This is a genomic window from Bdellovibrio bacteriovorus str. Tiberius (genome assembly GCF_000317895.1).
GTDB lineage: Bacteria > Bdellovibrionota > Bdellovibrionia > Bdellovibrionales > Bdellovibrionaceae > Bdellovibrio > Bdellovibrio bacteriovorus_F.
Genome location: NC_019567.1, coordinates 221,029 through 233,841, shown reverse-complemented (window position 1 = coordinate 233,841; position 12,813 = coordinate 221,029). Strand labels below are relative to the sequence as shown.

Annotated in this window: 12 protein-coding genes and 1 tRNA gene; 4 read left to right on the top strand and 9 right to left on the bottom strand. The window is 49.6% G+C overall.

Annotation, left to right across the window (positions count from 1 at the left end):
* Nucleotides 1–40: 40 nt before the first annotated feature.
* The 5 genes from BDT_RS01125 to rpsU all read right to left on the bottom strand — a co-directional run bounded on the left by BDT_RS01125 (nt 41) and on the right by rpsU (nt 4,721).
* Nucleotides 41–117: transfer RNA gene (locus BDT_RS01125), tRNA-Met, on the bottom strand.
* Between the two features lie 143 nt (nt 118–260).
* The gene (rpoD, locus tag BDT_RS01120; protein ID WP_015089422.1) at nt 261–2,090 is read right to left on the bottom strand and encodes an RNA polymerase sigma factor RpoD; all 1,830 of its coding nucleotides are present in this window, start codon (nt 2,088–2,090) and stop codon (nt 261–263) included.
* A gap of 14 nt (nt 2,091–2,104) precedes the next feature.
* Nucleotides 2,105–3,973 (bottom strand): DNA primase, encoded by a 1,869-nt coding sequence (gene dnaG / locus BDT_RS01115; protein WP_041576779.1) that lies wholly within the window; start codon nt 3,971–3,973, stop codon nt 2,105–2,107.
* Nucleotides 3,974–3,987: 14 nt separating this feature from the next.
* Entirely contained in the window at nt 3,988–4,434 is a 447-nt protein-coding gene (locus BDT_RS01110) for a GatB/YqeY domain-containing protein (protein WP_015089420.1), read from the bottom strand.
* Between the two features lie 92 nt (nt 4,435–4,526).
* Nucleotides 4,527–4,721: a 30S ribosomal protein S21 gene (rpsU, locus tag BDT_RS01105; RefSeq protein ID WP_038452062.1), complete on the bottom strand. Its 195-nt coding sequence runs from the start codon at nt 4,719–4,721 to the stop codon at nt 4,527–4,529.
* A gap of 178 nt (nt 4,722–4,899) precedes the next feature.
* On the opposite strand from rpsU, the gene BDT_RS01100 reads away from it, so the two are divergent.
* From BDT_RS01100 to BDT_RS01085, 4 genes are read left to right on the top strand one after another with little or no spacing between them, the layout of a single operon-like run.
* The gene (locus BDT_RS01100; RefSeq protein ID WP_015089418.1) at nt 4,900–5,958 is read left to right on the top strand and encodes a hypothetical protein; all 1,059 of its coding nucleotides are present in this window, start codon (nt 4,900–4,902) and stop codon (nt 5,956–5,958) included.
* A 41-nt stretch (nt 5,959–5,999) separates the two neighbouring features.
* Nucleotides 6,000–6,752 (top strand): TerC family protein, encoded by a 753-nt coding sequence (locus tag BDT_RS01095; RefSeq protein ID WP_041578205.1) that lies wholly within the window; start codon nt 6,000–6,002, stop codon nt 6,750–6,752.
* Nucleotides 6,752–7,693: a tRNA adenosine(34) deaminase TadA gene (tadA, locus tag BDT_RS01090; protein ID WP_015089416.1), complete on the top strand. Its 942-nt coding sequence runs from the start codon at nt 6,752–6,754 to the stop codon at nt 7,691–7,693. The genes BDT_RS01095 and tadA overlap by 1 nt, the downstream gene beginning before the upstream one ends.
* 50 nt (nt 7,694–7,743) lie before the next feature.
* Nucleotides 7,744–9,276: a DEAD/DEAH box helicase gene (locus BDT_RS01085; protein ID WP_041576778.1), complete on the top strand. Its 1,533-nt coding sequence runs from the start codon at nt 7,744–7,746 to the stop codon at nt 9,274–9,276.
* Between the two features lie 13 nt (nt 9,277–9,289).
* On the opposite strand, the gene BDT_RS01080 is transcribed toward BDT_RS01085, so the two are convergent.
* The 4 genes from BDT_RS01080 to BDT_RS01065 form a co-directional block, all read right to left on the bottom strand.
* Complete coding sequence (locus tag BDT_RS01080; protein ID WP_015089414.1) at nt 9,290–10,102, bottom strand: gamma-glutamyl-gamma-aminobutyrate hydrolase family protein; 813 nt, start codon at nt 10,100–10,102, stop codon at nt 9,290–9,292.
* A 47-nt stretch (nt 10,103–10,149) separates the two neighbouring features.
* On the bottom strand, nt 10,150–10,827 hold the full coding sequence (locus BDT_RS01075) for a response regulator transcription factor (RefSeq protein WP_232468861.1): 678 nt from the start codon (nt 10,825–10,827) through the stop codon (nt 10,150–10,152).
* A gap of 96 nt (nt 10,828–10,923) precedes the next feature.
* Nucleotides 10,924–11,157 carry a translation initiation factor gene (locus BDT_RS19025; protein ID WP_015089412.1) on the bottom strand — a complete coding sequence of 78 codons (234 nt, stop codon included), beginning with the start codon at nt 11,155–11,157 and terminating at the stop codon, nt 10,924–10,926.
* A gap of 125 nt (nt 11,158–11,282) precedes the next feature.
* A complete protein-coding gene (locus tag BDT_RS01065) occupies nt 11,283–12,812 on the bottom strand; it encodes a SpoVR family protein (RefSeq protein WP_015089411.1) in 1,530 nt (509 codons plus the stop codon).
* Nucleotide 12,813 lies beyond the last annotated feature (1 nt).

Here is a 12,813-nt window from a genome sequence, read left to right as displayed (position 1 = left end):
CTCTTAGAAATACAAAAACCGCCTTTGCAGCGGTTTAAAATGGTAGGGGGCGAGGGACTTGAACCCCCGATCCCAGTGTTATGAGCACCGTGCTTTAACCAACTAAGCTAGCCCCCCACGATCTGGAATGAAGAGAGCCTATCAAACTAAAAAAGGCTTGGCAAAACCACAGTGCATTAGCCTAAACGAAAAAAGGCTCCCCGAAGGGAGCCTTTGAAGTAAGAGCTGCTTCAGCCTGACGGCACTGCGGCCGCGGGCCCCTAGGAATCAACAAACGCTTTTAGTTTGTTGCTGCGAGAAGGATGACGAAGCTTTCTTAGAGCTTTCGCCTCGATCTGACGGATACGCTCACGGGTTACGTTGAAGTCCTGACCCACTTCTTCCAAAGTATGGTCGGATTCTTCCCCGATACCGAAACGCATGCGCAGGACTTTTTCTTCTCTTGGAGTCAAAGTCGACAGCACACGGCGGGTTTGTTCAGCAAGGTTCAGATTCACAATCGCTTCTGCAGGATTGATAACCTTTTTGTCCTCGATAAAGTCGCCCAGGTGTGAATCTTCCTCTTCACCCACTGGAGTTTCCAGAGAGATAGGTTCTTTCGCAATTTTCAGAACCTTGCGAACCTTATCAACTGGCATGTCCATTTTATCCGCGATTTCTTCCGGGGTCGGCTCACGGCCAAGTTCCTGGATCAGGTAACGGGATGTACGAACAAGTTTGTTGATGGTTTCGATCATGTGCACAGGGATACGGATCGTGCGCGCCTGATCGGCAATAGCACGAGTGATCGCCTGACGGATCCACCAAGTCGCATAAGTCGAGAATTTGTAACCACGACGGTATTCGAACTTATCCACGGCTTTCATCAAACCGATGTTACCTTCCTGGATCAGATCCAGGAATTGCAGACCGCGGTTGGTGTACTTCTTCGCGATGGATACAACCAGACGAAGATTGGCTTCAACCAACTCGGATTTCGCGGCATCAGCTTCACGCTCACCTTTCCAGATGGCCGTGTAGGTTTCTTTCACCCAGTTGTGATTCATTTCAGTTTCTGAATCCAAACGGCTGATACGCTTTTCCGCTTCCTGAGCCTGCAATACGTAGGATTTGAACTTCTGATAGTTCAAACCAGTATCGCGGGTCATACGGGTCAGTTCTTTTTCATTCGCATCGATCAGTTTCATACGTTCAGCCATCGCTGCAACGTCTTTGGAGAACGTGCGTTCAACACCGTCTTTGATACGACGACGAAGAGTTCCGATACGGTTCACCAGGTTTTTGAACTTGATCACAACGCGGTTGATAGTTTTACGGTTGAAATTCACGGACTCGAAGTTCGCCATCAACTTGTCATTCATGACAACAAGCTCTTTCATGGCAGCCTGACGAGCCGGAGTGTTCGTCTCTTCTTTACGAAGAGTCAGGAACAGCTTTTCCGCCGCTTTCTGGTATTCAGTCACACGACCGATAAGCTCATGGATCTTATCGATGTATTCCTTTTCATCGTACTGAGTGTCCTCGTCCTCAAGACCACGGAAGATCGATTTAACTTTGATACGGCCTTCATCAAGGCGCTTACCAAGCTGGATGATCTCGTAGGTACCCAGAGGGGACAAAAGGATCGCACGAACGATCTCGCGCTCCCCTTTTTCAATACGACGGGCAATTTCCACTTCCCCTTCACGGGTCAGAAGGGAAACGCTTCCCATTTTGCGCAGGTAAAGGCGTACCGGGTCATTGCCCTTAACGTCTTCACTTTCGGCTTTTTCTTCATCATCAATTTCTTCGTCTTCAGAATCGACGTTTTCCAGGAAGGAGCCTTCGCCCTCTTCCTCTTTCGAACTTTCAGACAAGTCTGAAATTACTACACCACCGGCCTCAAGGCCCTGCATGAACGAGTCCAGCACAGATGGAGCTAGAATTTCAGGGGGAAGGAGCTCATTGATTTCCTCAATGGTCAGCGCACCCTTCTCCTTTGCAAGCTTCAGGAATCTCTGGATTTCTTCTTTAATCAGAGTTTCCTGTTCCTGCAAAGAAAGAACCTTCACAGGCTCTTTCTCTTGTTTGTTTGGTAGGTTCGGTTTCATCAAATACCCGCCTTTTACCCTTTATTCAGAGAGATTCGGTTTCTCTGAATATTCATAATCTGTTCCAACTTATCCGAACTAGGTTCGTTTTTAAGATCACGTGCTAAGCGCTTTGCTTGATCGCGCAGGAAATTTTCTTTTACGCGCTTAAAGCAATCGCGCAGGAGTTTCATTTCTGCCTCTTCGTCGTACCCTGGATCGCCCTCATTCGCTGGGCTCACTTGGAATAAATATTCAGGCTGATCGACGTAAGAGACAAGCAGACTGGTCAATTTATCAAATTTACCGAGATCTTGTCTATACACATCCGTGGCTTTTTCGAGGATCTTTTTCACTCCTTCATGGGCCACACTCTCGAGCAGATTTTCATTCACAAATTGATCGAAATTGGCACGACTTTTGAGTACCAATCCCAACAGCATCAGCTCTGCTTTAGAGGCACCCTGCAGACTGATTTTGCCTCCCTCTACACTAGAGGACACCTCTTGCGGGGGTTTCTGGTTAGCCGAGCCCATATTCGGGTTTGGCTGCACCGTCCTAGTCATCGCAGGGCGATTTTGTGAATTTACAGGGCCGCTGCCTTGTATTCCCACAGCCTGACGCAGCCAAGGAAGCCCTACGTTCATTTTCTGGGCCGCCTCTGCCAAGTACAGGTCTCTTAAACGCAGATCCGGGATGGACTCAAACAAGGGCTTCAACTTATCCGCCAGCTTCACCTTTTCAGAGGCGTCACCGCGATAACCTTCCATCCAACGGGCCAAAATCATCACAAACAGATCCGGAGCGCGATCCAGTTCAATTTTCAGGGCCTCAGATCCGTATTTCTTCACATAATCGTCCGGATCCATTCCATTCGGCAGCGTCAGCCCCTTGGGATACAGATCCGCTGCCAGCAGGATCGGCAAGCTGCGCTCGGCAGCTTCCATCCCGGCATTGTCCCCGTCAAACAGGGCCACCACGTTTTTGGTCATGCGCTTAAGCATTTTCCCGTGGTCCGGCGTCAGCGCGGTTCCCATCGTCGCCACGACATTGCGAATGCCGGCTTGATACAGGGACACCAGATCCATGTATCCTTCAACGATAAGGGCCAGATCGTCGCTGCGGATGTAACGGGCTGTCTGCGACAATCCGTACAATACCTTCCCCTTCACAAAGACCGGAGTCTCTGGAGAGTTCAGATACTTGGGTTCAGTTTCTTTTTTCTCTAAATAACGGCCACCGAAAGCGATCGGTTCACCCATCGCGGAAAGAATCGGGAACATCAAGCGGTCACGGAAGATATCAAAGTGTCCGGACTTGTTGTTGCGGGCCTTCACCAGGCGGGCTTCTTCCGCCAGCGCCATCGGCACATTCTTGCTAAGCAGGTATCGTTCCAGGCCGTCCCATTCAGGCACGGCATAACCCACACCGAAAGCTTCGATCACTTCCTGGGACAGACCACGACTGGCGATGTATTTCTTCACCGGGTGGTCATTTGGAACACGCTTAAGTTGCTCTGAAAAATAATCAGCCGCGAGCTTATTTACTTTTAACAACAACTTCTTTTTATCGCTGGCCTGATCACGTTGCGCATCTTCCTTGTCCGGAGCTGGCATCGGGATGCTGGCACGACCGGCAAGGTATTCCACTGCCTCAGGGAAACTCATCCCTTGATAGTCGCGCAAAAACGAAAACAGGTTGCCACTCTTGTGACAACCGAAACAGTGATAGACCTGTTTGGTTTCAGAAACGGAGAAAGACGCCGTTTTTTCAGCGTGATCAGGAAACGGACAGCGGCCCATAAGGCCGCTACCACTAGGTTTCAACTGAGTATATTGTGAGATGATGTCGACGAGGTTATTGGCCTCGGACACCTTCTCGATAAAGTCTTGTGAAAATCGCATGCCTCTCCAACAAATTAAGAAAGCTTGGACTTGATAACTTCGCTCACTACTTTGTTGTCTGCGGCGCCGCCGGATTTCGCGATGACTTCTTTCATCACAGGACCCATGTCCTTCACGGTTTTAGCACCCAATGCTGCAATTACTTCGGTAACAAGAGCTTCGATTTGGTCACGGCCCATTTGTGCTGGCAGATAAACTTCCAGAACTTTCAGTTCCGCGGTTTCCTGATCAACAAGGTCTGTACGACCTGCAGTCTGGAATTGTTCGATGGATTCTTTACGCTGTTTTACCAGCTTTTTAACCACGTTCATCACTTCATCAGCAGTGATGGGTTCCGGTCTCATGTCGATTTCACGGTTTTTGATCGCAGCCTGGAGCATGCGAAGAGCTCCCAATTTAGCGGATTCTTTTGCGATCATGGCAGCTTTAACGTCAGCGGAGATTTTGTCTCTGATTTCCATAGTGCCTCCAAAAGGACTTAAGATGGGATTCGGTCATAAAACAGAGGCGACCAGTGGTCGCCTCTTGAAAAAACAAACTTTCAAAAAGGGAACTAGTCGTTCCAACCTTTTCTGGATTTTTTTACAGCGCGCTTACGAGCGGCGATAGACTTCTTTTTAAGTCTTACAGAAGGTTTTTCAAAGTTTTCGCGTTTTTTAACTTCAGAAAGAATACCTGCTTTTTCGCAAGACTTTTTGAATTTTCTGAACGCAGATTCAAAAGACTCACCGTCTTTGATCTTAACCATTGCCACGACAATCACCTTCCTTCCCGTGTGGATTATGAATTTGAGAGAAAGAGTGTATAACAAAGCAGCACAAAAGGGGCAAGTTCTGGGGTCCTGACGCGGTATATTATTCTCAAGTCGGTGCTTTTTTATTGAACAGGCCAAAATCGGATGGGACAAATGCAACAGAGGGGACCCTATGAAAGCACTTATCTATCTGATATCACTGTTGTTCGTCGGAACCAGCCAAGCCTATGCTTGGGAAGCGTTCTATGTCCTTAAACCCGATGAACTGCGCTTTTCGAAGGCAGCTACCGCCTTTTCCCAGCAGGCCGCACCCACCGACTGCCGCGCCCGCCTGAAGGAAATCGCCTGCATTGTGAATCCGATTCAGGATCCAAAAGAATCCCGCCGCTGCCAACCCGGCAGTGAAACCATGGCTCCAGCATTGGAGCGTATCTATGATGTGATCCCGGCAAAACTTCAACAAACCTTCTGCTCGATGCAGGTGATCTTCATCGAAAACGACACCGAAGTTTTGGGATACGCCGGGGTTCTTACCTGGGATTCCAATAGCCAGCCAAAGGGTTCCTTCATGGGACTTCGCAGAGCTTTGTTAGAGCAAAACTACGACGCCACTTCGGTGATCGGGTGGAAAGAACAGAAGGCTTTTGGACTGACGCCGCCTCCGTTTGTGCATCTGCCAGAGGGGCCTCGTTCCAGCATCGTACTGCCGAATTCCCTGTCAGCTTTGCACTATGTGATCGTTCACGAAATCGGCCACATTCTGGACTTTTCCAACAAAGCCAATGACTATGTCTGCCCGGCCGGGGAAACCTGTGATCCCACCAACAACCCGGATGATTTTTTGAAGATGGTTCCTGCACCAAATTCATGGTCCGCCCTGAGCTGGCAATCACCCGCCAAACCCAAAGAATCCCAGTTGTTCCCTTTGTGGTCAAAGTTGTGCTTTTATGACTGCAAAGAACGCCTTGGCATCGCCGACATGGAAGAATTCTATCATCAACTGGCACCGACCGACTTTGTCACCACCTATGCGGCCGTCAGCCCATGGGAGGACTTTGCCGAAAGTTTGACCTTTTATGTGATGTCCCAGCATGCGGACTTTGAGTATGAAATCCAAACCCCATTTGCCACCCACAACCTGAAAACCAAGTGGGACGGCTTGTTTGCTAAAAAATTCTGGATGCAGGACTTCCTGAACCGCGATCTGAAGTACCCAACACCTTTGAAGTAATTTATAAATAAGGGGAACAACAATAGGAGTTCCCCTTTATGATGGAAATGCTTGCGAATCCCCAAATCTGGATCGCGTTCTTCACTCTGTTTGCCCTTGAACTGGTTCTGGGCATCGACAACGTCATCTTTATCTCTATCCTTGCCGGAAAACTTCCGAAAGAGCAGCAGGACAAAGCCCGCATCGCCGGCCTGAGTCTTGCCGTGATCACACGCGTGATCCTGCTGTTCTCTTTGTCATGGATCATCGGCCTGACAGCGCCGCTGTTTGAAGTGTTTGGTCAGGAAATTTCGGGCCGCGATCTGATCCTGCTTCTGGGCGGTCTGTTCCTGATTGTGAAAGCCACCATGGAGATCAATCACAAGCTGGAAGGTGTTGAGGGTTCCCAGTCCAATCCAGTCGCACATTCTTTCAATGCCGTGATTATCCAGATTCTTTTGCTGGATATCGTTTTTTCTCTGGATTCCGTCATCACAGCAGTGGGCATGGTAAATGAGATTTCCGTGATGATCGCAGCCGTTGTGATTTCCGCCGCGGTGATGATCGTGTCGGCGAAATCCATCAGCAACTTCGTGGATTCTCATCCGTCACTTAAGATTCTGGCATTGAGTTTCCTGCTGATGATCGGCTTCACTTTGATCGTGGAAGCTTTGGAAGTTCACATTCCAAAAGGTTATGTTTACTTCGCCATGGCATTCTCTGTCGGTGTGGAAATGCTGAACATTCGCATGCGTCGCAAGAAACCGGCTGAGCCTGTGAAACTGCGTGAGCGTTTCGCTGAGGAAAGCAAATAGTGAACACCCCTGCCCACGACGAAAAATGGATGCGCAAAGCTGTCGCGCTGGCAAAAAAAGCAGCCGAGCGTGACGAAGTGCCCGTTGCCGCCATCGTTGTGGGACCTGAGGGGATGATCTCTTACGCGATCAACACCCGTGAACGCCAGCAATCCCCCCTGGGACACGCCGAGCTTTTGGCTTTGCATAAGGCCTCACAAAAGCGCGGCAGCTGGCGTTTAAGTGACTGCACTTTGTATGTGACTTTAGAGCCTTGTGTGATGTGCGCCGGCGCCATTCAACAATCGCGCATTTCACGAGTGGTTTATGGAGCCAAAGACGCCAAAGCCGGAGCGGTTGAAAGTCTTTATCACATCCTGAATGATTCTCGCCTGAATCATCAGGTCGAAGTCAGCGCCGGCATTCTTGAAGACGACTGCAGTGAACTTTTGCAGGGCTTTTTCAAAGGCCGCCGTGATGAAAAAAAATCTGAAAAAGCACAAAAGGTTTTCCGCGACCGGGCCAGCGTCGTGGTTCTGCACGAAGGAAAAGTTCTGGGATTCCACGCCGTGGATCCGACCGCGCAAGTGCCTTATTTCTTCCTGCCAGGTGGCGCCGTTGAAAAAGGCGAAACCCCGGCCGCCACCGCGGCCCGCGAATGCCTGGAAGAAACCGGCTACAAGATCCGCATTCTGCAAGATTCCGCCTTTGAGCGAGTTTATAATTTTCCTTGGGACGGCAAAGTTCACGCCTGCCGTACAGTGTTTTATGTCGGTGTTTTGGATCAAAAATGGGTCCCGCCGGGCAAAATTGAAGATGCCTCTTATCACCAGGGCGTTGACTGGGTCTCTGCCAAAGACGCCGCCAAGGTGTTTGGATACAACAAAGACATCCTCTGGGCCGTGCAAAAACTACTCAAAACCGCGCAAAAGGTTGCCGCCAGAACTGCTAAAAAACCTTAAGGAAGATAGAGGTTTACAGACCTCCCCCTGACCTGTAGAAAGTCCGTCACATGACGACGACTAAATTTACTGACCTTCCTTTGATTGCCCCTCTTCAATTTTCACTTAAAGAAGCAGGATACGAAACTCCAACCCCAATTCAGTTGGCAGCAATTCCTGTTATTCTTGAAGGGCACGATCTATTGGGCATCGCCCAGACCGGCACCGGGAAAACCGCGGCGTTTTCATTGCCTATCCTGCAAAACCTTTCCAAACACACGCGCAAGATCGAACCCAAATCCCCGCGCTGCCTGATTCTGACTCCGACGCGTGAACTGGCGATTCAGATTCACGAAAACATCGAAGCTTACAGCAAACACCTGAACATGAAGCACACCGTGATCTTTGGTGGCGTGGGACAAAACCCGCAAGTGCGCGCCCTGCAAGGTGGCGTGGACATTCTGGTGGCGACACCGGGTCGTCTGATGGATCTGCACGGACAAAAACATCTGAAACTGGATCGCGTGGAAATCTTTGTTTTGGATGAAGCCGATCGCATGCTGGATATGGGCTTCATGCAGGATATTAAAAAAATCCTGCCGCTGCTTCCACAAAAGCGTCACAACCTGTTCTTCTCTGCAACTATGCCGCACGAGATTCAGACTTTGGCCAACCGTATTCTGGTGAATCCGAAGAAAGTGGAGGTGACTCCGGTTTCCTCCACGGCCGAAAAAGTTGAGCAACATGTGATGTTCGTCGATAAGCCACAGAAGCTGGATCTATTACTGCACATTCTGAAGGATGAAGCTTTGTCCAAAGTGCTGGTGTTTGTTCAGATGAAATACGGCGCGAACCGCGTGGTGGATCGTTTGACCAAAGCGGGCGTTACCGCTGCCGGCATTCACGGTGACAAATCCCAGAACCAGCGTCAGCGTGCGCTGGAAGAATTCAAAAACGGTGATGTGCGCGTGCTTGTTGCGACGGACATCGCGGCCCGCGGTATTGATATCGACGGCATCACTCACGTGATCAACCTTGAACTTCCGCACATTCCAGAATCTTACGTTCACCGTATCGGAAGAACTGCGCGCGCAGGCGCTGCTGGTGTTTCCATTTCTTTCTGTACCGCGGAAGAAAGATCCTTCCTGTTTGCGATTGAGAAAACCACACGCACCAAAGTGAACGTGGTTGAAGATCATCCGTTCCATTCCACTGAAATTGCCAATGCTCCGGTGATGACTGTGGGTAAAGCCAAAGCCATCCTTGAAGGCCAGCGCCTGCAAAACAAAGCTAAAAACCGTGGCGGTGGTCAACGTCGTCAAGGTGGCGGCGGTGGTGCCCCTCAAGGCGGCCACGGCGGCGGAAAGAAAGCTGGAGGCAAACCTCACGGCGGTAATAAGCCTGCCCACGGTGGCGGCAGCAAGCCCCACGCTAAATCAGAGAGTAAATCTGAAGGCGCAGCTTCTCACAAAGCTCATTCAAAACCTGCGCACGCTAAACCAGCTCACAAGCCTTCTCATAAAAGTGAAGGCAAGTCCGCTGGTAAAAGCGAGCATGCACCAAAGAAGCGCAGCTTCTGGAGCCGTCTGCGCAACAAGGACTAAGTTTTAGTTTTATTTAAAGACCCAGGATATTTTCCGAAGGTTTCACCAGGGGGCCCTTGCAGGCCTCCAGGAACTTCTTCACCAGTGGTTCTGATGACAGGAATCTTTCTTCCTCGTCGATGTGGAATTCCGGGTGCCACTGAACGCCCACAAAGAAACCGTCTTGCGTGGAGCTAAACGCCTCCACCAAACCGTCTTCGGATGTCGCTTCGACTTGCAAACCATTCCCCAGTTTTTTAACACCCTGATGGTGGATCGAGACAATCTCCCCACCCGCCGTGTACATCTGTTGAAGCATTCCGCCCGGAGTGATTTCCACCCGGTGCGTGAGCTTTTCATAAAGTTCGGATTTAAAGTGCGCCAAATTGCTGGGAAGCTGCGTTGGCAGATCTTGGAACAAAGTTCCGCCCTTAAAGACATTCATCAACTGAAAGCCACGACAGATACCCAGTACGGGTTTATTGCGAGTCGCGAAGGCTTTTAGCAGTTTTAGCTCATAGCGATCACGAATCGGATCGGTCTTATGATTGGCCATGACTTCGATGGGTTCTTCACCATACAAGGTTGGACAGATATCCACGCCGCCCTGAAGGACCAAACCATCCAGAATTTCCGCATATTGGTGAACGTTCAGATCGTCTTTTTCCAGCAAGCCCGACGATTCCAAAGAAGGAACCATAAAGACCAACCCGCCGTGCTTTGCGATCAAGTGAGCAAGATTCTGCTCAAGGTACTGAATGGATTTGCTTTTGATCTCAAACCCGTCCGGAGTTTTGTACAACAGACGAGGAGAAAGACCAATCAGCAAGGGTTTTGCTGCGTCCATACTTTAAGTGTGGACCCAGAAAACCCCGAGGGCAAGAATCTTTAGAATTATTCCTGGGCTTCCAGGCGATAGCCCAACGAAGGAACCGCCACAATGCGACCGTTGAACTTGTGAATTTTACGTTTCAGATAGTTGATCTGTGAATCCACATTTCGGGAGGTCACTTCCGTGTCCCCCCAGATTTCTGAAAGACATTTTTCACGAGTGACCAGGTTGTTTTTCCCCGCCACCAGCAGCTTCAGAATATCGAACTGTTTTGGCGTCAGATTCACTTCTTCACCATCGACAAACACCTGACGGGAAAGAAGGTTCATTTTCAAATTCGCCGCATTCAGTTCAGAGGCCGCTTCCGGCTCTTTTTCAGAAAGGCGAGCTTTGATTCGCAAAATCAGCTCTTTCACGTGGAAAGGCTTGGAAATGAAATCATCAGCGCCAGTTTCAAACGCTTTGATTCTTTCATCAATCGTCGCCGCACCGGAAACGAAGATGATCGGCGTGTTTTTCGTGGAATCGCTTTCGCGAACCATACGGCACACATCCACACCCATCACGCCTGGCATTTTATAATCCAGCAGAATCAGATCCGGGCGTTTTTCATTGATCAGGCGGAACGCAGAGGTGCTGTCAGACGTGTAGGAACACTCATACGTGGAGCTGAGAATCTCTGCCAGGAGCTTACAGCTTTCTTCATAGTCATCTACAATCACGATTTTTTTTGCAGCCAAGTCCGTTCCCCTTAAAGGAGTGGAAGTCGTAAACATGTTCATATTTAAAAGCATGAGCCCTACACATGTAAAGTGCAAGCTGCACAGGGTCCAGTTTTACATGCCTTTAAACTTGATCTTCTTCGCTTCCAGAATCTTCTTCAGTTGGTCTCTTTTGTCACCCTGGATCTCGATCATTCCGGCCTTGTCGCCCAGGATGTGGGTTCCACCGACGCCGCATTTGGCTTTAAATTCTTTGGCCAAAGTCTTTAAGTACTCTTCATTACGAGGGAATCCATCAAGAACCGTGACCGTCTTTCCACCGCGTCCCCCTTTTTCCAAGCGGAACACTACTGTGAATTGTCCTTCTTGCACCGTGTCCTCGGGACGACAGCGGCATTCAGATTTCAATTCCTTACAATTCGGACATGTTACGTTGTCACGGGGATCAGTACTAAAAACTAAGCGAGTATTTTTCACGAACCTGAGCTCTCTTGATTGGATGGATTAGGGCTGGGCTCTTCACCCAACTTGTGCTGAGTATACTCTTTTCCATCGAATCTAAAAAGCTGCGGAGTTTCATCCATCACGGTCGCGATATTCACCGGGCGCTTCCAAAGTTTGAAAACGTTTTTCAGGGTTTCGCTCATGAAATCCGGCTGCATGTCGATGCCTTCGTGCAGATGGGTCAAAAGCAATTCCCCGCGATTTTCAAAGTTGGCGTCCTCAATGCGAATGATCGGCTGACCGAAGTTCGTCATATGGAACAACAATTGGGCTTTGATCGCCTTGAAGTCCTTGGTGTCGACCTCGAACTTCTGGGTTTTCTTATTGAACTTGTACACAAACATTTTGTTGCGCACGCAGAAGTCTTCCGTCAGGAACTGATCAATGAACGTCACATCATTGCAGACCTTTCTGACTTCGAAGATCTTGTCGCGGCCCAGACCCAATTTCTTGTCCCAGTGCTTGCGCTCGCGCACGTCATCGCACTCTTCCCATTCGCGGCCGAACTGACCCTTGTTCCAACGGTCTTCAATATCGCGCATAAGTTCGATGCCGACCTTGTAAGGATTGTACCCGTTCGGAGCCATCGCCATCGTGCCGGCATGGTGATCGGCAAAGTCGATGATTTCAGAATCATCCAAAATCTTGGTCGTCATCAGTTTCGAGTGCCAGTAAGATGCCCAGCCTTCATTCATAGTTTTCGTCATACCCTGAGGCGAGAAATAATAAGCCTCATCACGGATGATCGAAAGCACATCCTGCTGCCAATCGGTCAACGGAGCATAATGAATGAAGAAATTAAGAATGTCTTTTTCCGGTTCCGCCGGGAAGCGCTGCGCTTTGGCCTGAGCTTCAGCATCGGCCTTGCGGCGCTGCTCTTCAACGAAAGAAGGCGGGTTGATATAGTCGCGCATGTAAGAGCGATCCACGCGCAGCAAATAGTTTGGTTCCTGCGCCGGTGGCGGATTCTGCGGCTTTACCACAGACTTTTCCACATAAGGACTATAACGATCGATCAGGTTTTCCAGGGACAAACACACGTCGATGAAGTTTTCCACCACATCCTGACCATGACGGTCCATGTAGCGGCGGATGCGCGTGGCGTGATTCGCCATCTGATCCATCATCTTGCGGTTGGTTTTGGAAAACCAGATGTTGTTCTTAAAAAAATCACAGTGACCGTACACGTGGGCCATGACCAGCTTCTGGTCCATCATGGCGTTACCTTCCATCAGGTACGCATAACACGGGTCGGTGTTGATCACCATTTCATAGATTTTGGAAAGGCCGTATTCATAGCTCTTGGAAAGGTGCTCGTATTCCATCCCGAACTTCCAGTGCGGATAGCGCACCGGGAATCCACCGTAAGCGGCGAACTGATTGATCTGATCGTAGGTGATCAGCTCAAAGATCGTCTCAAAGAAATCAAGGCCTGCATCTTTCGCAATCTGGCAGATTCTTTTTCTTTCGGCTTCAAGTTCGGGTGTCAGATTAGCCACG